The 26,788-nt window shown below is 71.9% G+C and carries 23 protein-coding genes; 5 read left to right on the top strand and 18 right to left on the bottom strand.

The genetic code is table 11. The features are described 5' to 3' along the window. Nucleotides 1-8 precede the first annotated feature (8 nt). The 7 genes from Bra3105_RS12190 to Bra3105_RS12160 are packed head-to-tail and all read right to left on the bottom strand — an operon-like array spanning nucleotide 9 to nucleotide 7,915. Nucleotides 9-980 carry an amidohydrolase family protein gene (locus Bra3105_RS12190; RefSeq protein ID WP_228356987.1) on the bottom strand — a complete coding sequence of 324 codons (972 nt, stop codon included), beginning with the start codon at nucleotides 978-980 and terminating at the stop codon, nucleotides 9-11. Continuing rightward, nucleotides 973-1,962 carry an aldo/keto reductase gene (locus tag Bra3105_RS12185; protein WP_228356986.1) on the bottom strand — a complete coding sequence of 330 codons (990 nt, stop codon included), beginning with the start codon at nucleotides 1,960-1,962 and terminating at the stop codon, nucleotides 973-975. The genes Bra3105_RS12190 and Bra3105_RS12185 overlap by 8 nt, the downstream gene beginning before the upstream one ends. After that, nucleotides 1,959-3,269, bottom strand: a complete 1,311-nt coding sequence (locus Bra3105_RS12180; RefSeq protein ID WP_228356985.1) for an enolase C-terminal domain-like protein — start codon at nucleotides 3,267-3,269, stop codon at nucleotides 1,959-1,961. The genes Bra3105_RS12185 and Bra3105_RS12180 overlap by 4 nt, the downstream gene beginning before the upstream one ends. A 53-nt stretch (nucleotides 3,270-3,322) precedes the next feature. After that, the gene (locus Bra3105_RS12175) at nucleotides 3,323-4,741 is read right to left on the bottom strand and encodes an alpha-L-fucosidase (RefSeq protein WP_228356984.1); all 1,419 of its coding nucleotides are present in this window, start codon (nucleotides 4,739-4,741) and stop codon (nucleotides 3,323-3,325) included. 60 nt (nucleotides 4,742-4,801) lie between these two features. Continuing rightward, a complete protein-coding gene (locus Bra3105_RS12170; RefSeq protein ID WP_200503493.1) occupies nucleotides 4,802-5,674 on the bottom strand; it encodes a carbohydrate ABC transporter permease in 873 nt (290 codons plus the stop codon). Further along, on the bottom strand, nucleotides 5,664-6,611 hold the full coding sequence (locus Bra3105_RS12165; protein WP_228356983.1) for a carbohydrate ABC transporter permease: 948 nt from the start codon (nucleotides 6,609-6,611) through the stop codon (nucleotides 5,664-5,666). Before Bra3105_RS12165 ends, Bra3105_RS12170 begins: the two co-directional genes overlap by 11 nt. Further along, nucleotides 6,608-7,915: an ABC transporter substrate-binding protein gene (locus Bra3105_RS12160; protein ID WP_228356982.1), complete on the bottom strand. Its 1,308-nt coding sequence runs from the start codon at nucleotides 7,913-7,915 to the stop codon at nucleotides 6,608-6,610. Before Bra3105_RS12160 ends, Bra3105_RS12165 begins: the two co-directional genes overlap by 4 nt. 324 nt (nucleotides 7,916-8,239) lie before the next feature. Between Bra3105_RS12160 and Bra3105_RS12155 the strand changes: the two genes are divergently transcribed. From Bra3105_RS12155 to Bra3105_RS12145, 3 genes are all read left to right on the top strand, one after another. Next, on the top strand, nucleotides 8,240-9,799 hold the full coding sequence (locus Bra3105_RS12155; protein ID WP_228356981.1) for a sulfatase family protein: 1,560 nt from the start codon (nucleotides 8,240-8,242) through the stop codon (nucleotides 9,797-9,799). A gap of 161 nt (nucleotides 9,800-9,960) precedes the next feature. After that, a complete protein-coding gene (locus tag Bra3105_RS12150; RefSeq protein ID WP_228356980.1) occupies nucleotides 9,961-10,443 on the top strand; it encodes a MarR family winged helix-turn-helix transcriptional regulator in 483 nt (160 codons plus the stop codon). A gap of 117 nt (nucleotides 10,444-10,560) precedes the next feature. Continuing rightward, a complete protein-coding gene (locus Bra3105_RS12145) occupies nucleotides 10,561-11,874 on the top strand; it encodes an MFS transporter (RefSeq protein WP_228356979.1) in 1,314 nt (437 codons plus the stop codon). A gap of 204 nt (nucleotides 11,875-12,078) precedes the next feature. Here Bra3105_RS12145 and Bra3105_RS12140 read toward each other — a convergent pair whose 3' ends face one another. Continuing rightward, on the bottom strand, nucleotides 12,079-13,011 hold the full coding sequence (locus Bra3105_RS12140) for a hypothetical protein (RefSeq protein WP_228356978.1): 933 nt from the start codon (nucleotides 13,009-13,011) through the stop codon (nucleotides 12,079-12,081). Between the two features lie 319 nt (nucleotides 13,012-13,330). Then, the gene (locus tag Bra3105_RS12135) at nucleotides 13,331-13,738 is read right to left on the bottom strand and encodes a hypothetical protein (protein ID WP_228356977.1); all 408 of its coding nucleotides are present in this window, start codon (nucleotides 13,736-13,738) and stop codon (nucleotides 13,331-13,333) included. A gap of 204 nt (nucleotides 13,739-13,942) precedes the next feature. Here Bra3105_RS12135 and Bra3105_RS12130 point away from each other — a divergent pair, with 204 nt between their 5' ends. Further along, a complete protein-coding gene (locus Bra3105_RS12130; protein WP_228356976.1) occupies nucleotides 13,943-14,500 on the top strand; it encodes a PadR family transcriptional regulator in 558 nt (185 codons plus the stop codon). Between the two features lie 139 nt (nucleotides 14,501-14,639). Here the strand turns inward: Bra3105_RS12130 and mgtE are convergent, their stop codons facing one another. From mgtE to Bra3105_RS12100, 6 genes are all read right to left on the bottom strand, one after another. Further along, the gene (mgtE, locus tag Bra3105_RS12125) at nucleotides 14,640-15,998 is read right to left on the bottom strand and encodes a magnesium transporter (RefSeq protein ID WP_228356975.1); all 1,359 of its coding nucleotides are present in this window, start codon (nucleotides 15,996-15,998) and stop codon (nucleotides 14,640-14,642) included. Between the two features lie 68 nt (nucleotides 15,999-16,066). Continuing rightward, nucleotides 16,067-17,176: a sugar kinase gene (locus Bra3105_RS12120; protein WP_228356974.1), complete on the bottom strand. Its 1,110-nt coding sequence runs from the start codon at nucleotides 17,174-17,176 to the stop codon at nucleotides 16,067-16,069. Continuing rightward, nucleotides 17,173-17,871, bottom strand: coding sequence for a bifunctional 4-hydroxy-2-oxoglutarate aldolase/2-dehydro-3-deoxy-phosphogluconate aldolase (locus tag Bra3105_RS12115; protein WP_228356973.1), 699 nt, complete (start codon nucleotides 17,869-17,871; stop codon nucleotides 17,173-17,175). Before Bra3105_RS12115 ends, Bra3105_RS12120 begins: the two co-directional genes overlap by 4 nt. 62 nt (nucleotides 17,872-17,933) lie before the next feature. Beyond that, complete coding sequence (gene manD, locus Bra3105_RS12110; protein WP_228356972.1) at nucleotides 17,934-19,172, bottom strand: D-mannonate dehydratase ManD; 1,239 nt, start codon at nucleotides 19,170-19,172, stop codon at nucleotides 17,934-17,936. 46 nt (nucleotides 19,173-19,218) lie between these two features. Next, nucleotides 19,219-20,622 (bottom strand): MFS transporter, encoded by a 1,404-nt coding sequence (locus Bra3105_RS12105; protein WP_228356971.1) that lies wholly within the window; start codon nucleotides 20,620-20,622, stop codon nucleotides 19,219-19,221. A 179-nt stretch (nucleotides 20,623-20,801) separates the two neighbouring features. Then, the gene (locus tag Bra3105_RS12100) at nucleotides 20,802-21,806 is read right to left on the bottom strand and encodes an L-idonate 5-dehydrogenase (protein ID WP_228356970.1); all 1,005 of its coding nucleotides are present in this window, start codon (nucleotides 21,804-21,806) and stop codon (nucleotides 20,802-20,804) included. A gap of 233 nt (nucleotides 21,807-22,039) precedes the next feature. Here Bra3105_RS12100 and Bra3105_RS12095 point away from each other — a divergent pair, with 233 nt between their 5' ends. After that, entirely contained in the window at nucleotides 22,040-22,837 is a 798-nt protein-coding gene (locus Bra3105_RS12095; protein WP_228356969.1) for an IclR family transcriptional regulator, read from the top strand. Nucleotides 22,838-22,866: 29 nt separating this feature from the next. On the opposite strand, the gene Bra3105_RS12090 is transcribed toward Bra3105_RS12095, so the two are convergent. From Bra3105_RS12090 to Bra3105_RS12080, 3 genes are read right to left on the bottom strand one after another with little or no spacing between them, the layout of a single operon-like run. Beyond that, complete coding sequence (locus tag Bra3105_RS12090; RefSeq protein ID WP_228356968.1) at nucleotides 22,867-24,138, bottom strand: MFS transporter; 1,272 nt, start codon at nucleotides 24,136-24,138, stop codon at nucleotides 22,867-22,869. A gap of 33 nt (nucleotides 24,139-24,171) precedes the next feature. After that, nucleotides 24,172-25,239: a MerR family transcriptional regulator gene (locus Bra3105_RS12085; RefSeq protein WP_228356967.1), complete on the bottom strand. Its 1,068-nt coding sequence runs from the start codon at nucleotides 25,237-25,239 to the stop codon at nucleotides 24,172-24,174. A 53-nt stretch (nucleotides 25,240-25,292) separates the two neighbouring features. Next, entirely contained in the window at nucleotides 25,293-26,783 is a 1,491-nt protein-coding gene (locus Bra3105_RS12080) for a mannitol dehydrogenase family protein (protein WP_228356966.1), read from the bottom strand. Nucleotides 26,784-26,788 lie beyond the last annotated feature (5 nt).

The following is a 26,788-nucleotide window of genomic DNA, read 5'->3' as shown; positions in this document are numbered from 1 at the left end:
TCTCCGACCTATCCGGTCTCACCGGTCTCACCGGGCGACCCGGTCTCTCCGGTCTCACCGGACGACCCTGCCCGCCTGTAGACCCGCTCCGCCGTTCCCCGCAGCACCTCGCCGAGTGCCTCGTCGTCGCCGGCGAGCTGCGCGCGCACGTGGGAGAGCAGCGGGGAGAAGCCGTCGAGGGTGAAGGCCGACGGGGCGATCGGCCAGTCGGAGCCGACCATCAGCCGCGCGGGCCCGAACAGTTCGAGCGCCGCGGCGACGGCCGGCGCGAACGCACCGTTACCGCTGGTCGCGAGACCGGACAGCTTCGCGACGGTGCGCGGCGCGGCGGCGATCCGCTCGAGCGCCGCCCTCCAGACCCCCATCTGCGCGCCGTCGCCGAGCGGCGGCTTGCCGAGGTGGTCGAGCACCAGGGTGAGCTCGGGGTGCGCCGCGGCGAGGCGGACCACCTGCTCCATGTGACGGGGGAAGGCGTCGGGCACGTCGAGCGGGAGGCCCGCGGCGGCCAGGAGCTCGAGCGAGCGGCCGACGGCAGGACGCTCGAGGAATCCCGGATCCGGCTCGTCGTGGACGAGGTGCCGCACGCCGACCAGGTGGTCGGTGACGGCGGGGTCGGCGAGCGCGTCCGCGACCGCGTCGGGGTCCTCGAGCGGCAGCCAGCCGACGACATCGGCCGTGACGCGCGGGGTCGCTGCCGAGGTCCCCGTGCCCTCCGCCTCGATCGCGCGGGCAGTGCGCTGGAGGTGGGCGGTGTCCGCGGGGGTGTCGTCGGCCTGGACCAGGATCACGCGCGTGACGTCGAGAGCTGCCAGCCCGTCACGCACCATCGACCACTCGCCCGTGCGGCGCAGCGCCTCGGGCGCCCCCGCGAGCCAGGCATAGGGGCTCTGCTGCAGGTCCCAGAGGTGCAGGTGGGCATCGGTGACCCCCATGCGGGCGCCCACGTCATCGGTGACCGCAGGAACGACGGGATCACGCATCGCGCGCCCCGGCGGTCTGCTCCGCCCATTCCGCCTCGAGCGCGGCGACCGCCTCCCACGCCGCCTCCGGCACGTGCTGCCGCATCCGCTCGACGTTCGAGACCACCTGCCCCGCGGTCCGCATGCCCAGCACCACCGAGGCGATCGCCGGGTGGCGCAGCGGGTACTGGACGGCCAGATCGGGCAGGGTGACGCCGTGGTCCTCGGCGAGCGCGGCGAGGGCGCGGGCATGCGCGAGGATCGCGGCCGGCGCGGCGGCGTACTCGTAGGTGGCGTCGTCGGGGACGACGGGCTGGGAGAGCAGGCCGGAGTTGAAGACGCTCACGGCGACCACCTGCACGTCGTGCTCCCGGCACGCGTCGAGCAGCTCGCGCGCGGCGTCCTGCTCGAGGAGCGTGAACCGGCCCGAGAGCATGACGAGGTCGACCAGTCCGGTGCGCACGGCCCGTGTGCACACGGCGGCGTCCTTCGAGCCGACGCCGACCGCGTCCACGAGGCTCTCCTCGCGCATGCGGGCCAGCGCCGGCAGGCCCTCCGCGAAGGCCTGCTCGGTCGGCCCCTCCTCCGGGTCGTGGGCGTAGAGGATGTCCACGCGATCCAGGCCCAGGCGCTCGAGCGACGCCTGGTGGGAGGCGCGCACACCGGTCTCGGAGAAGTCCCAGCGGCGCACGTGGTCGTCCGGGACCCAGAAGGCGTTCGCGTGGTCGTCACCCGTGCCGGGGCCCGGCTCGAGCAGGCGGCCCACCTTCGTGGACACCAGGTACTCCTCGCGCGGGAGGCCCCGGAGCCGCTCGCCGAGGCGGCGCTCGCTGGTGCCGATCCCGTAGTGCGGGGCGGTGTCGAAGTACCGGATCCCCTGCTCCCAGGCGGCGGCGACCGCGCCGTCGGCCTCCTCGTCGGTGGTGACCCGGTAGAGGTTGCCGAGCTGGGCGGCGCCGAAGCCGAGACGCGGCAGCGGGAGGCGCAGGCCGGCCGCGCTCATGCGGGCTCTCCCGACCACACGACGCCGCCGGGGAACTCGTGGTCCCGGACGGACGCCTCGAGCATCCGCGCTCCGCCGCCGGGCTCCTCGGGCGCGCGGTAGGCGCCGCGCTCGACGCGCACGGGCACCTCGAAGTGCTCGTGCAGGTGGTCGACGAACTCGATGCGGCGCCGAGGATCCTCGCCCCCGATCGCGACGGCGTCGAAGAACGCGAGGTGCTGCACCATCTCGCACAGGCCCACGCCGCCCGCATGGGGGCAGACGGGCACGCCGAACTTCGCGGCGAGCAGCAGGTTCGCGACGTTCTCACCGATCCCCGCGACGCGGGTCGCGTCGAGCTGGAGGACGTCGATCGCGCCGGCCTGCAGCAGCTGCTTGAACACGATCCGGTTCGCGCCCTGCTCGCCGGTCGCGACCTGGAGCGGGGCCACGCCCCGGCGGATCGCGGCGTGGGCGAGGACGTCCCCGGGGAACGTCGGCTCCTCGATCCAGTAGGGGACGTGAGGCGCGAGCCGGTTCAGCCACTCGATCGCCTCGGCGACGTCCCAGCGCTGGTTCGCGTCCACCGCGATCGGGAAGCCCTCCCCCATCTCGGCGCGCGCGAGGGCGAGGCGGCGCACGTCGTCCTCGACGTCGGCCCCGACCTTGAGCTTCACCATCTCGAAGCCGTCGTCCCGCGCCTCCCGCAGCAGGCGGCGCAGCTTCTCGTCGCTGTAGCCGAGCCAGCCCGGGGTCGTCGTGTAGGCGGGGACGCCGTGCGCGCGCACTGCGGCGATCCGCTCCTCGCGTCCCTCGGCGCCGCGCTCGAGGATCTCGCGGGCCTCCTCGCGGGTGAGGGCGTCGGTGAGATACCGGAAGTCGACGAGGTCGAGGATCTCCTCGGGGTCGAGCATCGCGAGGGTCAGCCACAGCGGCCTCCCCTCGCGGCGCGCCCTCAGGTCCCACAGCGCGTTGACGACGGCGCCGATCGCCATCGCCATCACGCCCGTCTCCGGGCCGAGCCACCTGAGCGGCGAGTCGCCGTCGAGCTCCTTCTGCATCCCGCCGAGGTCGGCGAGCACCTCCTCGACGTCCCTCCCGATCACGTGCGGCTCGAGCGCCCTGATCGCTGCGCTCTGCACGTCGTTGCCGCGGCCGATGGTGAACACGAGGCTCGTCCCGGCATCGGCGGGATTCTCGGTGTCCGTGCGGATCGTGAGGTACGCGGCCGAGTAGTCGGGATCGGGGTTCATCGCGTCCGAACCGTCGAGATCGCGGCTGGTGGGGAAGCGGACGTCGCGGACGTCGAAGGAGACGAAGGTGCTCACCGGTGGTTGTCCTCGGTTCGGTCGGTGCGTGGAGTGGATGCGTGGGGCCCGTGTCAGGCGGTGGGCGCGCTGATCGAGACGGGCGGCGCGTCCTCGCCCTCGAGGTGCACGTGCACGCCGCCCTCGGGCCAGCCGGCGTCGGGCAGTGCGGCGGCGGGGACGTCGATCTCCCCCGCCGGGCCGCTGAGGAAGACGTGCACGGTGCCGTCCTTCTCCACGGCGCGCGCCCAGGTCGCGCCCGGGATCTCGAGCTCGCCGAGGCCGGTGGAGCCCGCGAGGTCCGCCTTGTGCTCGGCCATGAACTCGCCGAGGCCCTCGAGGACGGCGACCTGGGGCTCGGGCAGGGTGCCGTCGGCCTTCGGGCCGACGTTCAGCAGGACGCGTCCGCCCTGGGAGACGGCGTCGACGACGTGACGGACGGCCTGGGCGACGCTGAGGTACTGCTCGGGCCCCTCGACCTGGTTGTACCCGAAGGACAGGCCGATGCCGCGGCAGTTCTCCCAGGCCTCGCCCTCGGGGATCTCCCCGGCCTGGTACTCGGTGGTCACGAAATCGTGGTGGGCGCCGGAGAAACGGTCGTTGATCAGTCCCTCGGGTCGCTGCGCGTAGAAGTGCTCGAGGAGCTCGCCGAGGCCGCCGGGGCCGAAGTGGTGGTTCTCGTCGGGCCAGCCGATGTCATTCCAGAAGACGTCGGGCGCGTAGCGGTCGATGAGGTCTCGCACGTGGGCGGAGCAGTACTGGCCGTACTCGTCGTCGAGGGGGCGGAGCATGCGCTCGGCCGCCCCCTCCATGCCGATGGGATCCGTGGGCCGCACGTGCCAGTCGAGTCCGCCCGAGTAGTAGACGCCGAAGCGCAGACCGGCGTTCGTCGTCGCCTCGGCGAGCTCGCCGACGATGTCGCGGCGGGGTCCGCGGCGCACGGTGTTGCGGTCGCCCGTGCCGGGGGCGTCCCACAGGGTGATGCCGTCGTGGTGCTTGGTGGTGGGCACGACGTAGTCGGCGCCCGCGCGGCGGAACAGGTCGACCCAGTCCCTCGCGTCGAAGTCGCTCGGGTCCCAGGCGTCGAGGAAGTCGTCGTAGGGCGCGCCGCCGAAGACCTCCTGCTGATGCTGCTGGGCGGGCGAGCCGTCGAGGCGGATCGTGTTGAAGTACCACTCGGCGTAGGGGTTGTGCGAGAACCATTCGTGGTCGTTGTCGAAGGTGCCGAGCTCGCCGATGGGCTCCGCCCAGGCCGGGACGGCGTAGGCGCCCCAGTGGATGAAGATGCCCAGCGGGGCATCGCGGAACCAGTCGGGGCGGCGGGTGGGGAGGCCGTTCCAGCGCTGGGTGTCGTCCGCGGGCGTGGTGGAGGCGTTGTCGGAGCCGGACGCCCCGGGGGCGGAGTTCGCGGGGGCGGAGTTCCCGTGCGAAGGGGTTTCGGCGGCGGAGGTCTCGGGGGCTGTGCTCATGCTGCTGTCGGTGTCGGCGGCCATGGGTTCATCGTCTCCTCGGATGCGGGTGGTGCGGGGTCGGTCGGGAAGATCGGCGAAGAGTCAGCGGCCTCCGAAGCCACCCATGCTCACCCCCTGCTGCAGCTGCTTCTGGAGCAGCACGACGATCAGCAGGCTGGGCAGCACGACCAGGGTGACGGCCGCCATCAGCGGCCCCCAGTCGGTGCCGCGCTCACCGGAGAACATCTGCAGGCCGATGGGCACCGTCGCCATCCAGGAGTCGTTGACGATGATCAGCGGCCACAGGAAGCTCGCCCAGTACTCGATGAACGCGAAGACGAAGACCACGGAGATCGGGGCGCGCAGCAGCGGGACGATGATGCTGACCAGGGTGCGCAGCCGTCCTGCCCCGTCGATCGTCGCGGCCTCCTCGTAGTCGGCGGGGAGGCTGAGCAGGAACTGGCGGATCAGGAAGGTGCCGAAGGCCCCGAAGGCGAAGGGGAGGATCAGCGCGGGGTAGGAGTTCACCAGGCCCAGCTCCTGCATCATCAGGTACAGCGGGATGATCAGCACCTCCTGCGGCAGCACCATCGTCGCCAGGAACGCGCCGAACAGGGTCGCGCGTCCACGGAAGGCGAAGCGCGTGAACGCATAGGCGCTGAGCACGGAGACCGTCACCGTGATCGCAGCCCCCACGAGGGCGATGAGGAAGCTGTTGACGAGGATCCGCGCGAAGGGGATGGCCGTCCACGCAGTCAGGTAGTTCGACCACTCCAAGCGGGAGCCCAGCGGGCTGGTGCCGGTCGCGAAGACCTCGTCGGTCGGCTTCAGCGACGTCGCGAGCATCCAGAGGAATGGGAAGGCGAAGGCCAGTCCCACCACGCAGATCAGGATGCGGGAGATCAGGCGGCCCGGGCGGATGCCCCTGCGGCGCGGGGCCGGGGCGGCGCGCCGGGCTGTCACGTCAGCTGTCATAGGAGACCCACCTCTTCTGCTGGCTGAACTGGACGGCGGTGATGAGCATGACGATCACGAAGAGCGCCCAGGCGAGCGCGGAGGCGTAGCCGAGGCGATCGAACGAGAAGCCGTTGCGGTAGAGGTGGAGCACGAGCGTGTTGGTCGCGTTGCCCGGCCCGCCCTCGGTGAGGGCGTAGGGCTGGGCGAAGACCTTGAACGCGCCGATCACGGTCATGATCGTGCAGAAGAAGATCGTGGGCGAGAGCATCGGGAAGACCACTCGGACGAAGCGGTTCACGGGACCGGCGCCGTCGATCCGAGAGGCTTCGAGGACGGTGGGGCTGATGCCGGAGATCCCCGCCCCGAGGACGATGATGTTGTAGCCCATCCCCTGCCACAGGGACATCATCACCAGCGAGATCATCGCCCATCCCGGGGTGTTCAGCCACTGCGGACCGGTGATCCCGAGATGTGCGAGCAGGGCGTTGACCACGCCGTCGTCGTCGAGCAGGAGACGGAAGACCAGCGCGTTGCCGATCATCGGCGTCACCACGGGGATGAAGAACAGGACCCGGAAGAACGCCGCCCAGCGTCCGCCGAGGTTCATCAGCCAGTAGCTGAGCCCCAGGGCGACGGCGAGGTTCACGGCCGTGTAGAGCACCGCGAAGATCAGGGTGTTCAGCAGGCTGCGCCAGAACGCCGGGTCCCCGGCGAGCATGTACCGGTAGTTCTCCAGCCCGACGAAGCGGGGCGACCCCAGCAGCGGCCAGTCGAACACACTGATGACCAGCGAGGCCGCGAGGGGCACGACGATGAAGACGGCGAACCCGAGCATGCCTGGGCCGAGGTAGAGGACCGCGGGCCAGCGCGCCGGGCGGCCTCGGCCCGTGCGCTGCGGGCGGCGCGCGGGCGCGGCGGGGGCCGACGCGGGCGCGTGGTCGAGAGCTGCGGTCATCGTGCGGTCGCCTCCTGGATCTCGCCGAGGATCTGCTGCGCCGTCCGGCGCCCCCGGAAGCCGTCGGTCGCGTACTGGGCGAAGACCGAGACGATCTCGTTCCAGTTCGACGTGGTGACCAGCGGCTGCCCCGAGTCCGCGAGAGCGGTGACGGCGCGGACGCTGTCCTCGGGCTTCCCCTCCGCCCAGCGGTCCCGCTCCTGCGCGAGCGAAGGGAACGTGCCGCGCGCGTGGGCCACACTGCCGATGACGTTCGGGGTCGTGATGGCCGCGAGCGTCCGGAACGCCGCGGCGGGGTCGTCTGCCTCGGCCGCGATCCCGAAGCCCGACCCCTGGATCAGCCCGCGTGCATCGCCGCTGCGTGAGGGGATCACGCCGACGCCGAGGTCGTCGCCGAGGGCGTCGGCGTACACCTGGTACATCCACGGCCCGTCGACGTACATCGCGGCGGTGCCGCCCATGAGCTCCTGCTGAGCGGCCGGTTCGGAGTCCACGGCCGACGGGGCCGTCGCGACGCCGTGCTCGGTGACGAGGTCGAATCCGAACTGCATGCCCTCGACGATCGCGGGGTCGGTGAGCGTGAGACCGCCGTCGGCGACGGGGGCTCCGCCGTCGGCGAAGCCGATCGCCATGCCCAGGTGCACGAGGCCCGCGGAGATCGCGAGGCCGTGGACGTCGCCGGAGGTCAGCGCCTTCGCATCATCGAGGAAGTGGTCCGTCGTGTAGTCGAGACCGGGCAGCTCGAGACCCGCGGCCTCGAACAGGGAGCGGTTGAAGTAGAGGACCATCGGCTCGGCGTCGTACGGGACGGCGCGGATCGTGCCGTCGACCGTCATGGCGGTCATCATCGCCTCGTTGAAGGCGCCCAGGTCGACGCCCGCGTCCTGCGCGAGATCATCGAGCGGAGCGAGCAGGGGGCCGATCTCCTGCGTCCTGGCCGCCTGCGTGGTCAGCAGCGCAGGCGCGTCCTTCGCCGTCATCCGCGTCTTCGCCTTTGTCCAGAAGTCCTCGAAGCTGGGACCCTCGAGGGTGAGGGCGAATCCGGGATCCTCCTGCTTCGCGGCCCCGATGAACGCCTCCCACTGCTCGCGGTCGCTCGCGCTCGAGATCCAGGTGTACAGCCGCGTGCTGGGGTCCCCGGTGGGCCCGCCGCAGGCCGTCAGCGCACCGGAGGCGCCGAGCAGCCCCACGCCTGCGCCCGCGAGCAGCGCGCGGCGTGAGAGGAGTGCGGCCCTGTCCATCATCGGCATGTCCCACCTCTGGTCCCGAAGGTCGTCGTCGACCTTCTCGATCGTTGCGGACACCGAGCCGTCGACGCCTGCGCCTCAAGACATCGGATGTCTTCGCAACGGCACCACTCTTGAGGAAAACATGGGATGAGTCAAGAGCTGTCCGAGATGCCCTGCGTCCATCCGCGTTTTCGCATCGACGCGTCCGCATGTCAGCGGCTCGCCTCGACTCAGCTCTCCCATGGGTCTCGGACGCTCGCCCATAGGTCCTCGGATGTATCGCGGGTCGGGCGGTGCATCGACCGCTGTGCCGCACCGCGGATCGCGATAGCGTGCCCGCATGGCAGCACGGCGGCTGCAGGCACTCCGGTCGCCGATCGACGACCCACGAGGAGCCCCATGTCCAGCCCCAGCCATGCGTCGCCCGCAGCACACGGCGCCCCGTCCTCCCGGACCCGCCCGAACATCCTCTTCATCATGTCCGACGACCACGCCGCGCACGCGATCTCGGCCTACGGCAGCCGCGTGAACACCACCCCGCACATGGACCGTCTCGCGAAGGAGGGTGCGCGACTGGACGCCATGTACTGCACGAACTCGATCTGCACGCCGTCGCGCGCGTCGATCCTCACCGGCACCTACAGCCACATCAACGGCGCCGCGACGATCTACACCGAGTTCGACCACCGCGTGCCCACAGTCTCGGAGGCGCTGCAGAGCGCCGGCTACGCGACAGCACTGTTCGGCAAGTGGCACCTGGGCGATTCGCCGTCGGCCCTGCCGCGCGGCTTCGACGCCTGGCGGATCCTCCCCGGCCAGGGCGAGTACTGGGACCCGCGGCTCCTCACGCCGGACGGCGAGGAGCAGTACGAGGGCTACGTGACCGATCTGCTCACGGACATGGCCATCGACTGGATCGACGAGGAGCGCGCACAGCGCCCGTCGGCCCCCTTCTGCCTGATGCTCCATCACAAGGCACCGCACCGGCCGTGGATCCCGCACCCCCGGCATGCCGAGCTCCACCCCGTGGGCAGCATCCCCGAGCCCGACACGCTCCTCGAGGACCTCTCGACCCGCTCGAAGGCGGTGCAGGGAGCGCGCATGTCGATCGCCGACGACCTCACCCGCACCGACGTCAAGGAGGACATGCCCGCCGAGCTGCGCGCCGACGACCGGCGCGAGGACCGCGCCCGCTGGAACTACCAGCGCTACCTGCGCGACTACCTGCAGACCGTCCAGGCGGTCGACGACAGCGTGGGCCGGGTGCTCGACCACCTCGATCAGCTCGGCATCGCCGAGGACACCCTGGTCGTCTACACCTCGGACCAGGGCTTCTTCCTGGGCGACCACGGCCTGTTCGACAAGCGCCTGATGTACGACGAGTCCCTGCAGATGCCCATGCTCGTGCGCTGGCCCGCCGAGGTCCCGGCGGGCTCGCGCGTGACCTCGATGCTGCGCAACGTCGACATCGCCGCGACCCTCCTCGATGTCGCCGGGGTCGATCCCGAGCAGGCGATGCCCGGCCAGCAGGGACGCAGCTTCCGCCCACTCCTGCGCGGCGAGGAGATCGAGGACTGGCCGCGCGCCGTCTACTACCGTTACTGGGAGCACGACGACCCCGCCCACCATGCCCCGGCGCACTACGGGATCCGCACCGAGGACTTCGCGTACATCGACTACTACGGCGCGGGCCTCGGTGCACCGGGCGCCTCGGATCGCATCTTCGAGCGCGAGTACGAGCTCTACGACCTGCGCACCGACCCCCGGGAGCTCCGCAACGTGGCCGGCGATCCCGCCTACGCGGAGATCCGGGCGGATCTCGCCGCGCAGCTCGCGCAGATGCAGGCCGAGGTCGGCGACCACCCCTACACGGAGCCGGGCAGCTGGCGTCCCGACTGGAATCACGGCGCCGCCTCGGCGCGCGACGCGGACGCGGAGACCCGGTCGACGGGCGACTGAGCCGGGCGCCCGCCCATCCACCCTGCGGAGCGCGACCGATCGTCCACGGAGCGCGGCCGGCCGTCCGTGGGGCGCGGCCGATCGTCCACCGGGCGCGACAGATCGTCCCGTGCGCCACAGCATGTTGCGATAGTTCGCATTCCTAACTACATTGGGGCGACGTGCCCACCGATGACTTCCCCCAGGACCTGACGCTCGCCTGCAGCCGCTTCGTGCGGCTCGCCGCGCGCCGCGCGGACGTCGGCGTCTCCTCCGTCTCCTGGCGGGTGGTGAGCACGATCGAGCAGCGGGGACCGCTGCGGCTCAGCGAGATCGCCGAGCGCGAGAGGGTCACCCGCCCCACGGCGACCACCGTGGCGAAGCGGCTCGAGGAGGAGGGCCTGGTCTTCCGGACCCCCGATCCCGCCGATTCACGCTCGGTCCTCGTCGACATCACCCCCGCCGGCCGCGAGAAGCTCGCCGACTGGCGCGGCCGCATGAATCACGGCGTCGGCCCCATCCTCGACGAGCTCGAGGACGACGACAGGCGCACCCTCGCGCAGGCCGCCGAGATCCTGGCCCGGATCGTGGAGACCCACGACTCCGCAGCTCTCGCGGCCGACCCCTCGCCTCCCGCGGCAGACCCCGCACCTCCCAGCACCTGACCCGTCGGCGGCGCCGCGCCCCGAACCGGCGGCGTCTCCCGCACCCGACCCGGCGGAGCCGCCCGCGCCCCGCTCCCCCGAACCCGCCCCATCGATCATGAGAAGGTCACCGATCGCATGACAGCCCCTTCCGCCACGGACCCGCACACCGCGGGCTCCGCGCCCACCCCCGCATCGAACGCCGCACCGACCCTGCGCGACGCCTTCCACCAGCCCAAGGCCGTGTGGGCGATCGCCTTCGCCGCGACGGTGTCCTTCATGGGCATCGGTCTGGTGGACCCGATCCTCCCCGCGATCAGCTCCCAGCTCGACGCCTCCCCCACGCAGGCGATGCTGCTGTTCACCAGCTACCTGTTCATCACCGCGATCGCCATGTTCTTCACGAGCTGGTTCAGCTCGAAGGTCGGCGTGCGCACCACCCTGCTGATCGGCCTCGCGCTCGTGGTCGTCTTCGCGGCGCTCGCCGGCGCATCCGGCTCGGTCAGCGAGATCATCGGCCTGCGCGCCGGCTGGGGACTGGGCAACGCCCTGTTCATCTCCACCGCGCTCGCGGCGATCGTGGGCGCAACCGCGGGCCCGTCGGGCGGCGCGATCATCCTGTACGAGACCGCGCTGGGCATCGGCATGGCGCTCGGCCCGCTGCTGGGCGGCCTCCTGGGCAGCGTCTCCTGGCGTGCCCCGTTCTTCGGCACCGCGGTGCTCATGGCCATCGGCTTCATCGCCATCACCGCTCTGCTGAAGAAGGAGGCCAAGCCGGTCCACGTCTCGCCGCTCGCCTCCCTGCGGGCGCTGGGCAACCCGGCCCTGCGCACCCTCGCGCTCGTCGCGATCTTCTACAACTTCACGTTCTTCGTGATGCTCGCCTACTCCCCGTTCCCGCTCGAGGCCGCCGCCGCGGCCCAGGGCAAGGAGTTCGGCGCCATGCAGATCGGCGGCGTCTTCTTCGGCTGGGGCGTATGCCTCGCGATCACCTCGGTGTTCGTCGCCCCGATCCTCACCCGCAAGCTGGGCCTCATCCCCACGCTGCTGACCATCGAGGGCCTGCTGGCCGTGCTCATGCTGGGCCTCGCCCTCGCGCACGGATCCATGATCGGCATCATCGTGCTGATCATCGTGGGCGGCCTGCTGCTGGGCGTCATGAACACGGCGCTGACCGAGACCGTCATGGAGGCCACGGACCTGCCGCGCGGCGTGGCCAGCTCCGCCTACTCGGGCGTGCGCTTCCTGGGCGGCGCGATCGCCCCGGCCGTCGCCGGCCCGCTCTCCGAGGCCGTCGGCGCCGCAGCGCCGTACGTGCTGGGCGCGGTCACCGTGGCGCTGAGCATGCTGATGCTCGTCATCGGCCGACGCCACCTCTCCCAGGTCGGCCAGCAGCACCACCTGACCAGCGAGCAGGAGGCCGAGGCCATCACCGCCGGCGACGAGGTGTGACCCTCCGCCCGCTCCTTCGGCCTAATCGGCCCCATCAGCCCCATCGGCCGTGAGAAGTACGAAACGGTTGCCAAGATCGATCTTGGCAACCGTTTCGTACTTCTCACGAGTCTTCTCGGTGCGCCGGGACACTCAGGAGGCCCCGCTACCTGCATGCAGCGCGGATGGAATCGAAGGTGCGCAGCAGCGAGCCGCCGGGTGACGTCAGCCTCTCCAGCCGTGTCGGAGCAGGGCATCGGACACTCTGCTGACCGCCCGGTTGCCAGCACGGCGGAGGTCCGCGGCGACAGTGCGCACTTCGATCCAGCCGTGACGGAGCCGGGCCTCGGTCCGGGCGATGTCACGCTCCTGCTGTTCACGGGTCAGGTGCGACGGCCCCTCGTGCTCGGCGCAGACACGGAACTCCGGCCAGGAGAGGTCCGGCTCGCCCAGGTCCACCGTGCCCTCGACGATCGCGATGTTGAGCTGCGGCTCCGGAAGGCCCGCGAGCTCCAGATGCAGGCGCAGCATGGTCTCGGCCGGAGAGTCGCTGCCCACGCGCGCCTGGTCCAGCGCCGCCCGCAGCGCTTCGTTGCCGCGCCGCCCCGGACGGCTCGCAACGGATCCCTGAAGCTCGTCGAGGCTCGCGTAGGGGCGCCGGCGCCCTTCGAAGCGGAACCTGGGATGGCGGAGGAGGTGGTCGGCGACGGATGTCAGCTCGTCGCGATCGAGGAGGGTCGAGAGGTCTCCCCACGTGCGGACCCGCGACGTCAGTCGGACGCCTCCCGTCTCCATCACCTCGTGCGCACCGAGCGCTCCGAGCTGGTGCCATCGCACGTAGGGTGCGTGGCGGCGTCGCGTCCTCGCGGCGAGGTCGAGCAGCCCCGTCTCGCGAGCAAGGTGGCGGAACGGAAGGGGCATCCCGAGCAGTTCCGCCGCGGTCGGACCGCAGATGACGGCGTCGGGCGCGTCGCTGCAGAATGCACGGGCGAGATCGGAGACCGTGACGTCCTCACCCGTGCGCGCGTAGACGCCGCGGGATAGCCGACACACGTCCGGGGCCCTGAGTCGCTGCGCGCCGATGCCGAGAGCGCGGGCTTCGGCCACCGTGAACGCGGTGGCGAGGCTCTGCGGCAGGGATGACCGGCGCGGGGGCATGGCGAACAGGATGCCCGCGGGCGCGCCGCGCACCGGAAGTTATCCACAGCGCCGGTCCTCCACACTGCTGGGACCAGGGAGCCGGCGGGTTCCCAGCACCGAGCAGCGGGCACAGTCTCGTGAGAAGTACGAAACCGTTGCCATCAGCGCTGATGGCAACGGTTTCGTACTTCTCACGGGATGACCCGAGCGGGCAGCCGGGCGCATCACGCGCTCGCGCGATGCGGACCGGTGCGCGGCGTCGCGCAGCTCACTCTTGCGCTCGCTCGCGCTAGCGATATATCGTGATGCTGTCACGACATGAACGACCGTAAGGAGATCACTCATGCGACGCCATCACGATCATCACGACCAGCATCAGGAACTCGACCCGCGCGCTCTGCGCCGGGCACTCATGCGACGCGGCGGCCAGCGCCGTCGCGCCGAGGAAGGAGGGGCCATGTACCCCGACGACATGGGCTTCGGCCCTCGCGAGCAGCGCGGCGGTCCCCGGGCGGGCCGCGGTCCGGGCGATCACCCGGGCCATCCCGGACACCCGGAGCACCCCGAGCGTCCGGAGCGTCCCGAGCGTCCGGAGCGTCCGGAGCGTCCCGGACACGCTGAGCACCACGGCTTCGACCAGCACGGTCGAGGTCACGCCCATCCGGGCGCCGACGGCCGCGAGTTCGACGCGCGCGGCTTCGACGGCTCCGAGTTCGAGGGCCGCGGTCCCGGATTCGGCGGACACGGCTTCGGAGGACGCGGTGGACGCGGCTTCGGCGGTCCGGCCGGTCCCGGCGGACGCGGCTTCGGCGGACCGGGTGCCCCCGGGTTCGGCGGACGCGGTCCCGGGGGCCCCGGCTTCGAGGACGCCGACGGCCAGGGTCGAGGCTTCGGCCCCCGCGGAGGCCGCGGTCGTGGCCGTGGACGCGGACGTCGGCCCCGCGGTGACGTGCGCACGGCCGTCCTGCTGCTGCTGAGCGAGGAGCCGATGCACGGCTACCAGCTCATGCAGACCATCGACGAGCGCACGGGCGGGGCGTGGTCCGTCAGCCCGGGCGCGATCTACCCGACGCTCTCCCAGCTCGAGGACGAGGGCTTCGTCGAGATGTCGAAGGAGGGCGGGCGCAAGCTCGCCACCCTCACCGACTCCGGCAAGACCCATGTTGAGGAGAACCAGGCGTCCTGGTCGGACCCCTTCGCGGGCGAGGACGACTCCTTCGCGCAGGGTGCGCTAGATCTGCGCAGCTCGCTGCGGGACCTCACGGGCGCCGTCCGCGAGGCCACCCGTTCGGGCGAGTCCCAGCACATGAGCCAGGTCGCCGAGGTCCTCACCGAGGCCAAGCGCTCGATCTACCGGATCCTCGCTGGCGATGTCCCGGCCGCTGCGAGCGGTGCGGACGGCACCGGGGCGGAGAGCGACGAGTCGGACCCGTCGTCCCCGTCGGACGCGTCCGACACGTCGTCCCCGTCGGAGCAGTCGGAGCAGTCCGGCGAGCAGACCGCCTGACGTCCTGACGCGCTCCGCGCGCACGGAAGCGCCCGCATCCCCACCCGGGGTGCGGGCGCTTCATCATGCCGGCGGGCTCGTGCACTGATCCGCCCGTCGGCCGACCCATCCCGCCCGTCGGCCGACCCGTCCCGCCCTGTCAGAGCCCCAGCACCGCCGTCGCGATGGAGAAGTAGATGACCAGGCCGGTCGCGTCGCAGAAGGTCGAGATGAAGGGGTTGGAGAACACCGCCGGGTCGGCCCCGATGCGCTTGGCGATCAGCGGCATGAGCCCGCCGACGACCGCCGCCATCATGCAGATCGCCAGCAGCGTCAGGCCCATCACGATGCCGACCGGCAGGCCGTAGAAGATCCCGGCGATCACCAGGCCCAGCGTGCCGAGCACCGACCCGAGGGTCGCGCCGATCCGCAGCTCGCGCCACACCACCCGCGGCAGGTCGCGCACGCGCACCTCCCCCACGGCGAGCGCGCGGGTCACGGTGGTCGCGGCCTGGTTCCCGGTGTTGCCGCCGGTGCCCGTGAGCAGCGGGATGAACAGGGCGAGCACCACGACCTCGTCGAGGCTGGCCTCGAAGAACTCGAGCACCTGGACGGTGAGGATCGCCGAGACGGCGAGGACTACCAGCCAGACGATGCGGCTGCGCACGATCTGCAGGATCGGCGTCGCGAGGTATGCCCGCGGGAGCGGCTCCGCGCCGCCGTGGCGGGCGGAGTCCTCGGCGTCCTCCTCTTCGATGATCGCCATGGCGTCGTCGATGGTGAGGACGCCGACGAGCCGCTCCTCGCCGTCGACGATGGGCATGGCCAGCAGCTTCTCCGCGAGGAAGCGCCGCGCGACCTGCTCGCGCTCCTCGCTCGCGCGGGCGAGGACCGCGGTGTGCTCGAGGTCGTGGACGCGCGTCGTCCCGTCCTCGGCGAGGAGTCGGCGCAGGCCCACGACACCGAGGACCTTCCTCGAGCCGTCCACCACGGGCAGCAGGTAGATCGTCTCCGGCTCGTCGATGTGGGCGCGCACGTGGGCGAGGGCCTGGTCGACACTCTGCTCGGGATGCAGCGCGATGACCTCGGGCGACATATAGCGGCCGATGGCATCGCGCGGATATCCCAGGACCGTCGTCGTCATCGCGCGCTCGTCGGCGTCGAGCCCGTGCAGGAGTCGTTCGGCGACCGAGGCCGGCAGCTCGTCGAAGAGGGAGGCGCGGTCGTCGGGATCGAGGTCCTCGATGATCTGCGCGACCTGCGGGTCGCGCAGGGCGGAGACGAGCTCGGCCTGCTGATGGGGCGCGAGCTCCTCGAAGACGCGCAGCGCCTGGTCCTTGTCGAGCACGCGGAAGAGCAGGGCGGACTTCTCGGCGTCGCTCGTGCGCACCAGGTAGACGAGGTCCCCGACCGGCAGGGCGTGCGCCTCGTGCGCGAGACGCTCGAGGTCGGCCTCCCCGGTCGGGTCCTTCCTCAGCAGCGCGAGCACGGAATCCAGGGTCGCGATCGGGGAGGTCATGCGGCCATTGTGGCCGAGATCCGCGCCGTCGTGGCGCGCGGAGCCCTCGAGGCCGGCAGGACCTCGGATCAGCGCACGACGGGGTCCTTCGTGCCCGCGGCGAGGCGGCCCAGGTCCTCGCGGTGGGCGGCGCCCTCCCAGTCGCCCGGGGTCGTGCAGATGAGCGCTCCGCACTCGTTGCCGCGCGCCAGGCGTGCGGCGAGGTCCAGGCCCTCGAGGCGGGCGCTGAGATAGCCAGCGACGAACGCATCGCCCGCCCCGACGGTGTCGACGACGTCGACGCTGAGCCCGGGAGCCTCGGCCTGCTCCGCGTCGGGGAGCGTGGTCGCGTCTGCGCCGGTCACCGATCCCGCGGCGAGCGCGCGGGCTCCCTCGGCGCCGCGCTTCTCGACCACCTCGGGGATCCCGTGGGCGTGCAGAATGCGCACCAGCGAGTCCTCTCCCCCGCGCGCCGCATCGCCACCTGCATCCCCGCTCTCGCCGGCGGCCTGCGCCTCCGCTGCGAGGGCGTCGGCGATCAGTGCGAGCTCGTCGGTGCCGCCGAAGACGATGTCCGCGGCGACCGCGATGCACGCGAGCAGCGGGGCGGCGACCTCGCGGGGCGCGAGCGCGGAACGCAGGTTCACGTCGAAGCTGACCAGCGTGCCGACCGCTCGGGCGCGCTCGACGAGGTCCAGCACGGCCTCGCGCGCGGTGTCCGAGAGCAGCGGGGTGATGCCCGTGAGGTGGAGGATTTCGGCGCCGGCGAGCAGGTCGTCGGGCAGGCCGTTCCCGTCGTCGCCCGCGAGTGCCGCGGCATCGAGGGCGGAGGCCGCGGAGCCGCTGCGGTAGTAGCGCACCGTGGTCGCGCCGCCGCTGGGATGGGACTTGAGCATGAGGCCCGTCGGCCGCTCCGGATCGACGACCGCGCGCACCTCGACCTGCTCGGCGCGCAGCTCGCGCAGCACCCGGGTGCCCAGCTCGTCGGCCCCGACGCGGCTCACCCAGGCGACGGGGACGCCGAGGCGACGCAGGCCGATCGCGAGGTTGCTCTCGGCGCCGCCGATGCCGATCGTCATGGTGCGCGCGTGCGCGAGGGAGCCGATGCTCTCGCTGTGCAGCAGCGCCATGGTCTCGCCGACGGTGACGACGCGCGGCGCCCCTCCCGCCTGCGGATCCTGGATGGGCGAGACCGTCACCGGCCCGCCTCCGTGCAGACTCCGACGAACTCGCGGGCGCGGTCGGCGAGCGCACCGAGGTCTCCGCCGCGGAAGGCGTCGCCGAGCAGGGGTCCGCCCACGGAGACCGCGTCGGCCCCTGCGTCGAGCCAGGCCCGGGCGGCCGCGAGGTCGACCCCGCCCGAGGGGATCACGCGCAGGTCGGGGAAGGGACCGTGCAGGTCCTTGACGTATCCGGGACCGACGGTGCCCGCCGGGAACACCTTGACGGCGCTCGCGCCGGCCCGCCAGGAGGTGAACAGCTCGGTGGGGGTGAGGCCGCCGGGGACGATGGGCGTGCCCGCGCCGATCGAGGCCGCGATCACCGCGGGGTCGGTGACCGGGGTGACGAGGTAGGCGGCGCCGCCGTCGGCCGCGCGGCGAGCCTCCTCGGGTGTGGTGATGGTGCCGACGCCCAGGTCGGCCTCGGCCCCGAAGCGCTCGACGAGCCCGGGGAGGGCGTCGAGCGTGCCGGGGGTGGTGAGGGTCAGCTCGAAGCTGCGCACCCCGGCCTCCGCGAGAGTGTCGATGACCTGCGGGTACTGGGATGCCTCACGTCCGCGCATGACCACGACCAGCCGTGAGGCGAGGGAGCGCTCGGGCAGCGGAAGGCGGTCGACGGGGGCGGGCGGGAGGCCCGCGTCGGTCGTGGCGGCGGAGGTGCGGGGGTCGGTCATGTGGTGCTCCTCGGGTCGGAGGGTCAGGGGCTCGGAGGGTCCGGCGATCGGGTGGGCGTCGCTCACCAGTCGTGCACGGTGCCGTCGCGCAGGCGGTTCACGGGCAGGTAGGCCGGCTCGTAGGGGTGGGCGGCGGCGGCCTCGCGGTCCAGCTCGACGCCCAGGCCGGGGGTCTCCCCCGGTTGGAGCATGCCGTCGGCGAACGTAAACGAGGTGCGGAACACCTCGAGGGTGCGCGCGGAGTGCGGCATAAACTCCTGGATGCCGAAGTTGTGGATCGCCAGGCCCAGGTGCAGGTGCGCGGCCATGCCCACCGGGGAGACGTCCGTCGGCCCGTGGAATCCGGAGCGGATGCCGTAGATCCCCGCGAAGGTCATCAGCTGGCGCAGGCCGGTCACGCCGCCGGCGTGGGTCGCGGAGGAGCGCACGTAGTCGATGAGCCGCTCGGTGATGAGGGTCTGGTAGTCGAAGACGGAGTTGAAGACCTCGCCGATCGCGAGCGGGGTCGTGGAGTGCTCGCGCACCAGGCGCAGCGCGCTCTGGTCCTCACCGGGGGTGCAGTCCTCGAGCCAGAACGGACGGTAGGGCTCGAGATCGCTCGCCAGGCGGGCTGCCTCGATGGGGCGCATCCGGTGGTGGCCGTCGTGCAGGAGGTGCAGCTCGGGGCCGAACTCGCTGCGCACGTGCTCGAAGACCGTCGGCAGGTGCCGCAGGTAGGCGGCGGTGTCCCAGGTCTCCTCCTCGGGGCGGCGGGGCGCGTCGGCCGCGAGACGACCGGCGGGCTCGTACTCGTAGGTCCCGCCGGGCGCGGAGTCGTGCACCCCGTAGATCTGGCCGAGGCCCGGCACGCCGGTCTGGATGCGCACGGCCCGGAAGCCCTGCTCGACGTATCCGCGGATCGCGTCGTCCAGGTGCTCGAGATCGGTGCCCGAGGCGTGGGCGTAGGTCATGAGCCCGGTGCGGCTCGCCCCGCCCAGCAGGCGGTACAGGGGCACGCCCGCGCGCTTGGCGGCGATGTCCCACAGGGCCATGTCGATGGCGGCGACGGCGGCCATCGTCACCGGTCCGCGCCGCCAGTAGGGGCTGCGGTAGAGGTACTGCCAGGTCGACTCGATCTGCGTCTCGTCGCGGCCGATGAGCGTGGGCGCGACGTGATCGCGCAGGTAGGACGCGACGGCGAGCTCGCGACCGTTGAGGGTGCCGTCGCCCAGACCCGTCACGCCGTCGTCCGTGGTGACGATCGCCGTGACGAAGTTGCGTCCCGGGCTGGTGACGTCGACGTCGATTCTGCGGATGCTCATGAGAGTCCTCTCGGATGGTCGGTGGCGGGATCGGGGCGGGGCACGGTCACATCGCCGGCTCGGGGTCGGTGAGGTCGCGGCCGGCGACCTCCTTCATCCAGATCGCGGCGAACAGCGCACAGGCGCTGAAGAACGCGATGATCACCGCGACGGGGATCCATGAACCGGAGGCGGCGGTGACCCAGGCGGCGGCGACCACCGGGGCGACGCCGGTGGCGATGATGGCGGCGATCTCGCGGACGACGGCCGTGGCCTGGTAGCGGTTCTTCGCGCCGAAGATCTCGGGGAGAGCGAGGTTCTCCATGGAGGCCATCGACATCACGGACACGTTGTGGATGACCACGTAGCCGACGATCACCTTCCAGGTGGTGCCGCTGGAGATCGCGAGCATGCAGGGCACGACGAGCACGAGGGCGGCCGCGCTCGTCACGCCGTACATCGTGCGTCGGCCGAAGCGGTCGCCGAGGGCGCCGACGATCGGCACGGTCGCAAAGGCCACCAGCGAGGAGATGATGACGACCTCGGTCGAGAGCTGCTTGTTCAGCATCAGCACAACGGTGATGAAGGAGATCAGGTAGGTCTGGATCATCCCGGAGTTGCCCGCCTGCCCGAAGCGCAGCAGGAAGGCCACGGCCACGGACTTGAAGGTCAGGGACTTCGCCTCGACCGCGCGGACGGCCTCGGCGGGGGCGTCCCCGGCCCGGACGTCGGCCGCGGTGACGGCCTCTCCCTCGACGACGTCCTCGCGGGCCTCGAAGACGGGGCTCTCCTTGAGGGTCAGGCGGACCCATACGGCGAACACCATGACCAGGGCGCTCGCGACGAACGGGATGCGCCATGCCCAGTCCATGAGCTGCTGCTCGGTGACGGCGACCAGCAGGATCGCCCAGATGCCGGAGGCGAACAGGGTGCCGCAGTTGGTGCCGAGGGCGACCAGCGAGGCGATCACGCCGCGTCGGCGGGCGGGCGCGTACTCGGAGAGCATGACGCCGGCGCCGGAGATCTCGGCGCCCGCGCCGAAGCCCTGCAGGAGGCGCAGGATCACCAGCAGCGCCGGGGCGAGCATGCCGACCTGCGAGTACACGGGCAGCACGCCGATCAGGGCGGTCGCGAGCCCCATGATCACGATCGTGTAGAAGAGCACCTTGCGGCGCCCGATCCGGTCGCCCATGCGTCCGAAGAACCAGGCGCCGACGGGCCGCGCGATGTATCCGACGCCGTAGGTGGCCATGGCGCCGACCACGGCCATGCCCGGGTCGTCGTTCGCGAAGAAGAGCTCGCTGAACACGAGGGCGGCGGCCAGCGAGTAGAGCTGGAAGTCCATGAACTCCAGCGCCGTGCCCAGCCAGCCGGAGACGGCCGCGCGCACGAGGTCGCCGACGCTGCGCTCGGGCTGCCCGGTGCCGGTGGGGGTCGACGGGGAGTCGTCGCTGGTGGGGGCGTGAGTCATCGTGCTCCTTCGCGCGGTGCCCGGGGGCGGGGTGGTTTCGGTGGTGTTCTCGAGGTGTGGGGTCGCGTCCGAGGGACCCGCGTCCGTCGGACGCGTCGGTCGGGCGCGCGTCGGTCGGGCCCGACGGACGACCGACGGCCGGGGAGGCGCCCGGACCTCGTCGGCCCGGACGCTGTCGGTCAGAGGGCGAGCAGGACCTTCGCGGAGCGGGAGGCGTCGCGGGCGGTCGCGAAGGCCTCGGTCGCGTCGGCAGCGGGGATCACCTGGGTGACGACCTCGCCGATCGCAGGGTCCTGGACGAGCAGCGTGATCGCGTCGTCGATCTCGGTGGAGAAGCGGAAGGTGCCGCGCAGCTCCGCCTCCTTCGCGAGCAGCGGGGCGAGGTTCACGGAGATCTCGGCGTCCGGGAGGATCCCGACCTGCACGACGATGCCGCCGGGGGCGACGGCCCGGACGGCCGAGCCCAGCGAGACCGGGGCGGCCGAGCACTCGAGGACGACGGGGAAGGACCCGGGATCCACCTGCTCCTCGGTGACGAGGAAGGTGCGGGTCGCGCCGAGCGCCCGGGCGCGCTCGAGGGGCTCGGGACGCACGTCGCCGACGACGATCTCGGAGGCGCCCGCGTGGTGCAGCGCGGAGACGGCGAGCAGGCCGATCGGGCCGGCGCCGAGGACGAGGGCGGGGCGTCCGGCGACGTCGCCCGCGATGTTCACGGCGTGGATGGACACGGCCAGCGGCTCGGCGAGGGCGGCGGTCTCGAGGGAGAGGCCCTCGGGCAGGACACGCACCATGTCGCGCTCGACGACGAGCTGCTCCGCGGCGGCGCCCTGGCGGTGCGGGAACACGCCCGCGCTGCCCAGGTAGTCGCCTCCGGGCCAGAGGTGCGGACGCTCCTCGAGGCCCTCGACCGGAGCGCCGTAGCGGGCGGGGTGCACGGTCACGGGAGTGCCCGGGGCGAGCTCGCCGGAGGGGTCGAGGTCAACCGTCGCCGAGAGCTCGTGGCCGGGGACGAAGGGCTCCCGCACGAGGTTCTCGCCGTTGCGGCCGAGGTAGTAGTAGTGCAGGTCGGAGCCGCAGATGCCCACGTACTTCACGCGCAGGCGCACCTGGCCCTCGGCGGGCTCGGGCACGGGCTGATCCTCGAGGCGGATGTCCTCCGCACCATGGATGACCAGGGACTTCATCGTCGTTCCTCCTCGCGCGGGCCGCGCGGCGCCGGTGTCGGCGACTTCTGTGGTTCCGGTGGCGGAATCGCCTATCGTTTTGTATCCTGAAACGACAGTTCCGCAATGCGTGATCACTATAGGCCCGCCTCGCGGGCCCGGCAAGATCGCGCCCGCACCCTGGTCATCGCCGACCGCGTGCCGTCCGCTCCCCGTCGAGGGGCACGGCTCGCCCACCGATCCGGAAGGCCCCCATGCCGACAGCCCCTGGCTCCGACCCGACGTCCTCCTCCCCCGTCGGCAGCATCGACAAGGCGCTCGTGCTGCTCGACGTGCTCGCCGAGGCGGGGCCCGACGGCCTCATGCTGCGCGAGATCGCGGAGGCGAGCGGCTTCCACAAGGCCTCCTCGCACCGCATCCTGCAGGCCCTCGCGCACCGGGGCTTCGCCGTCCAGGACCCCTCCGACCAGCGGTACCGCCTGGGCAGCGCGCCCATCGTCCTCGCCGAGCGCTATGCGCGCGGGGACCATCTGCCAGCGCTGTTCTCCCCCGTGCTGGCGAGCATCAGCCGCAGCTCGCAGGAGCTCGTGCACCTGGGGACGATGGACGGCACGAACGTGCTCTACCTCGACAAGGTCGAGCCCGAGCGCACCCTGCGGGTGTGGTCGCGCGTGGGCAACCGGGCGCCTGCCGCGCGCACGGCCCTGGGGCGGGCGATGCTCGCCGCGCAGGGCGTTCCCGGCCCCGCTCTCGCCCCCTACGCGGAGGCGACGACGGCCGACGGCGGCCTGGTCGTGCCGCCGGCCCGGCTGCAGGAGGTCGTCGACGAGGCGAGGGAGCGCGGCTGGTCCGCCGAGGTCCAGGAGAACGAGCAGGGCATCGCCTGCGTGGGCGTCGCCGCGCTGCGCTTCGACGGCCGGGCCGCGGCCGTGAGCATCACCGGGCCTGCCGAGCGCATGGACGAGGAGCGGCGCGCAGAGCTCGGGGCTCTGCTGCGCGAGGAGCTCGAACGTCTCGGGCCCAGCGGGTTCACGGTGATGGGGCGGGGCTGAGCCCCGGGTCCCATCGCTCCGGTCCCCCGTCAGCCGAAGGCCGAGGGAGCATCGGCATCCGACGACAGCGCATGCTGACGTCGGGATCTCGCCTCATGGAGAATCAGCGCGGCGCCGAGCACCGAGGCGACCCCGGCGACGATGAGCGCGAGCTTCGCGTGCCCCGTGCCCGCGAGCGCGGAGAACGGAGCGTTCAGGAGCAGGGGCGGCGCGAGCTGCACGATGGTCATCAGTGACTGGTATCGCGTCATCTGATCCGGAGGGGCGAGACTCAACAGCGCCGGCGCGATATGGGTCGTCGCCAGGGCCGTCCCGATCCCCAGCACGAGACAGGCGCCGGTCCCCGTTCCCGGTGTGAAGCGCAGTGCGAGGACAGCGAGCGCCACGCCCACCACGACCAGCCCTGACGTGAGAGCCCACGTCATGTGCCTGCTCGTGCCCGTGAAAGAGATCAGGAAGGTCACGCCCAGGCTGCCCGCCGCCCACGCGGATTCGAGCAGGCCCGTCCTGGAACTCGACCACTCCGCAAGCCGGGCTGCGCTCGGCAGGACCACTCCGATCGTCGGCAGCACAGCGGCACAGAGCAGAGCGACGGCGCCCAGCAACGGCCAGATGCGCAGGTGATGTGCCGAGCGGATCCCGTCGAGGATCGCTCGGGGCACGGAGACCCCGCCCTTCACCGTGAGGCCGTGCGACTCGGGCGCTGACCGGATCCTGGAGGCCAGGATCAGCAGGGCGCCGAGGGAGGAGGTGGCTGCAACCGCACTGGTGAGGATCAGATTCTCGAGCGCCCACGCCTGCACCGCGATGCCGCCGGAGGCGACCCCGATGATGCGTGCCGCCTGCGTGCTCCCCGAGATCCGCGCGAGAGCACGCGGGAGCTGGTCGGGACCGTCGATGAGCAGGCGTGGCAGCACGACGGCAGCCGGTTGTTGGAAGGCGGAGACGATCGCGAGCATGCCGGAGGCGAGCGCGAGGAAGACCAGAGCCGACGCGAGCCGATGCACCGGGATCAGCGTGAGGAGCACGACCACCTGCGCCATCGTGGCGATCACGAGCATGCGGCGGGGACCCACCTGATCCCCGACCGCGCCGCCCACGAGGAGCAGCGCAATCCTGGGGACCACGGCGAGGGTGCTGACCAGGGCCACCGCGGTCGGACCGAGGCCGGTCGCGACCCAGATCAGAGCGAAGCCCAGCATCGCATCCGCACCCGAGACGAGGGTGGCCACGCACCACCACAGGTGGAAGCCCAGAGGAAGGCGGCGTCGCGCGGGCGGTGTCGTCGTTCGCGTGTTCATGCCCTGAGGCTGGGGCTTCACGCGACATGAAGGTCAAACCCTCATGGGCATCACGAGGCAGGTGAGGGTGTCGTGCGCGTCCGGCTCGACGAACATGGGCGCGTCGGCGCCGCTCCACGACAGCAGCACGTCCGCGCCGTCGACCAGGGTGATCGCGCGTGCGAGGAGCGCGGGCTGGATGTGGATCGTCGCGCCGCCCGATTCTGCGTGTGCCGCGGGGCCGCGAGACCATCCCTGCAGAATCTCGTCCCCGACGCGTGCCTGCTCGTCGATCGCGCAGATCCGCAAGGGCTCGTTCGGTGCATGACTCTGCAGCGCGTCCAGGAGCGAGAGCCGATCCACGCTCATCAGCACGACGGGATCCGGCTGAGTGGTGACGAGAAGACCCAGATGTGGGACGGCACGGTCCACCGCGGGATACGACGTGGCGTCTGACGAAGACCCCGCCGGCCTGATGACGATCGCGTCCCGATCCAGGTCGACCTCGACCCGAGGCTCCGACGCCGTGAGATCAGCGATCTCGCGCGCCTGGGTCGGCGCGAGCGTGACGCGCGTGGGACCGCCCTCGGCGTCTGTTCGCAGGACTCGGCGAACGAGCCAGTACCGATCCGTGGCGGCGAGCTCGACGCCTCCGGCAGCGATCTCCAAGGTCACCCCAGCGACGTTCCCTTCGGCATACATCGTCGCCGCGAGCACGTCATGGAGGGCGCGTGAGAGCTGCGGTCCGGACAGGGCGGCGCTGGTCGGCTTCTGGTCCGCCGGCCCGGAGAGGAAACGTCGGCGCAGACGACCCAGTTCGACGCGTCGATCACGGGCATGGTCGCTGTGCTCCGCGAGCAGGTCCTCGAGGGCTGCTGCGGCACCGCTCGCGGATCCGTGCAGGATCGTGCGCATCGTCTGGATCGGCACGTGCGCGGCGCGCATCTGGGCGACGACCAAGCCGTCCTCGATCTGCGACGGCGCGTAGTACCGGTATCCGCTGACTGTGTCGACGTCAGCGGGCTCGAGGACGTGGAGCGCCGCATAATGCCTCAGGGCACTCGCGGGGACACCGACGGCACGCGCGAACGTGCTGATCGTCAGCAGCTTCTCGGAGGGCACGGGTGCATCGTGCCACGGCACCGCTTCCGCGGGCCGTGCCTGAGCAGGGCCTCTCAGCCCACCGCGTCCTTCATCGCCGCCTCGATGCCGTGGCGGGCGATCACCTCGAGCAGCTCGCCGACGTGTTCGGTGAACGCTTCCTCGCGGGGCAGGTCGTGCCCCAGGAAGCCCGCGTCGAGCACGGCGCGGGCGATCTCGCGCGGAGCGGTCGCGGAGCCGACGGAGCGCAGGATGCGCTCGCGCGCGGGCTCGTCGACCGCCGCCATCTCGGGGGTGACGGCCACACCGTCGGGCTGGACGATCGTCGCGATCCATCCGGCGATGAGCAGGGCGAACACGTGCGGCATGTGCCCCTCACGCAGGTGCTGGAGCGCGGCGACCGGGATGCGCTGGGGCAAGCGGATGGAGCCGAGCGATGCGATGCGGGAGGTCGAGTCCGCGAGCGGCACGTTCTCCCAGCGCCGCACGAGCGAGGCGATGTACTCCTCCGGGTCCAGGCCGTCGGGCAGCGGGATCGTGGGCAGGGCGTCGCGGCGGATCTGCGCGAGCACGGTGTCCTGCACGGCCGGGCGCTGCCAGGTGCCGGGGATGGTGGGGATCCCCTGGAGCACGCCCAGGTAGGCGAGGAGCGACTGCGAGGCGTTGACCAGGCGCAGCTTCACGAGCTCGTAGCGATCCACCTGGTCGCTGAGCACGGCCCCGCCGGCCTCCCAGCCAGGACGGCCACCGGGGTGGTCCTCCTGCATCACCCACATGGTGAACTCCTCGGTGCGCACCGGGGCCTCGTCGCGCATGCCCAGCAGGCGCTCGACGCTGCGTCGGGTGTCGTCCGTGGTCGAGGGCACGATGCGGTCGACCATCGAGTTCGGGAAGCCCACGCGGGTGCCGGCGAAGCGCAGCACGTCCTCGTCGGCCCCGACCTCCTGGAGGAACTGCGTGACGACGGCGCGGGCGACGTCGCCGTTGCCCTGGAGGTTGTCGCAGGACTGGATCGTGAACGGCTCGCCGCTCGCGGCGCGGCGCTCGATGCCCCGGGCGATCGTGCCGATGACCGTGCGCGGGGCGTCGCCGGATCCCGCGCTCGTCCCCGTTCCCGCGGCGAGGTCGGCGCGGATGGCCGGGTCCTCGAGGTCCAGGCCCCGGGCGTTGGGCGACCAGCCGTAGCCGCCCTCGGAGACGGTGAGGGTGAGGATCCTGCGTGCGGGGTCGGCGATCTCCGCGACGACGGCCGCGGGGTCCTCGGTGAGGATCCCCAAGCGCCGGTGCACGTCGACGATCTGCGCGTTCTCACCCTGCGGGGACAGCTGCAGGACCGAGTAGAGGCCGTCCTGGGCAGTCATGGCGTCGACGACGGCTCGGCTGCGGTGCCCGAACGCGCTGATCCCCCAGTCCCCGCCCGCGGCCTCCATCGCCCGCGCGGTGTACACCGCGGTGTGGGCGCGATGGAAGTTCCCGAGCCCCAGATGGATCATGCCAGGGGTGGGCGGGGCGGACACCCCGATCTGCGTGAGCGGGGAGAAGGTCGACCGGTTCAGGGGTTCCATGGCCC

It is taken from the genome of Brachybacterium halotolerans subsp. kimchii, assembly GCF_020792675.1.
Classification (GTDB): Bacteria; Actinomycetota; Actinomycetes; order Actinomycetales; family Dermabacteraceae; genus Brachybacterium; species Brachybacterium halotolerans.
This window is presented reverse-complemented; position numbering and strand designations above follow the sequence as displayed.

What these genes read in the sequence shown, in the direction of transcription:
- Bra3105_RS12190 (WP_228356987.1), bottom strand. Translation starts at nt 980, where the DNA reads ATGCGTGATCCCGTCGTTCCTGCGGTCACCGATGACGTGGGCGCCCGC.
- Bra3105_RS12185 (WP_228356986.1), bottom strand. Translation starts at nt 1,962, where the DNA reads ATGAGCGCGGCCGGCCTGCGCCTCCCGCTGCCGCGTCTCGGCTTCGGC.
- Bra3105_RS12175 (WP_228356984.1), bottom strand. Translation starts at nt 4,741, where the DNA reads ATGGCCGCCGACACCGACAGCAGCATGAGCACAGCCCCCGAGACCTCC.
- Bra3105_RS12170 (WP_200503493.1), bottom strand. Translation starts at nt 5,674, where the DNA reads ATGACAGCTGACGTGACAGCCCGGCGCGCCGCCCCGGCCCCGCGCCGC.
- Bra3105_RS12165 (WP_228356983.1), bottom strand. Translation starts at nt 6,611, where the DNA reads ATGACCGCAGCTCTCGACCACGCGCCCGCGTCGGCCCCCGCCGCGCCC.
- Bra3105_RS12155 (WP_228356981.1), top strand. Translation starts at nt 8,240, where the DNA reads ATGTCCAGCCCCAGCCATGCGTCGCCCGCAGCACACGGCGCCCCGTCC.
- Bra3105_RS12145 (WP_228356979.1), top strand. Translation starts at nt 10,561, where the DNA reads ATGACAGCCCCTTCCGCCACGGACCCGCACACCGCGGGCTCCGCGCCC.
- Bra3105_RS12140 (WP_228356978.1), bottom strand. Translation starts at nt 13,011, where the DNA reads ATGCCCCCGCGCCGGTCATCCCTGCCGCAGAGCCTCGCCACCGCGTTC.
- mgtE (WP_228356975.1), bottom strand. Translation starts at nt 15,998, where the DNA reads ATGACCTCCCCGATCGCGACCCTGGATTCCGTGCTCGCGCTGCTGAGG.
- Bra3105_RS12115 (WP_228356973.1), bottom strand. Translation starts at nt 17,871, where the DNA reads ATGACCGACCCCCGCACCTCCGCCGCCACGACCGACGCGGGCCTCCCG.
- manD (WP_228356972.1), bottom strand. Translation starts at nt 19,172, where the DNA reads ATGAGCATCCGCAGAATCGACGTCGACGTCACCAGCCCGGGACGCAAC.
- Bra3105_RS12105 (WP_228356971.1), bottom strand. Translation starts at nt 20,622, where the DNA reads ATGACTCACGCCCCCACCAGCGACGACTCCCCGTCGACCCCCACCGGC.
- Bra3105_RS12100 (WP_228356970.1), bottom strand. Translation starts at nt 21,806, where the DNA reads ATGAAGTCCCTGGTCATCCATGGTGCGGAGGACATCCGCCTCGAGGAT.
- Bra3105_RS12095 (WP_228356969.1), top strand. Translation starts at nt 22,040, where the DNA reads ATGCCGACAGCCCCTGGCTCCGACCCGACGTCCTCCTCCCCCGTCGGC.
- Bra3105_RS12090 (WP_228356968.1), bottom strand. Translation starts at nt 24,138, where the DNA reads ATGAACACGCGAACGACGACACCGCCCGCGCGACGCCGCCTTCCTCTG.
- Bra3105_RS12080 (WP_228356966.1), bottom strand. Translation starts at nt 26,783, where the DNA reads ATGGAACCCCTGAACCGGTCGACCTTCTCCCCGCTCACGCAGATCGGG.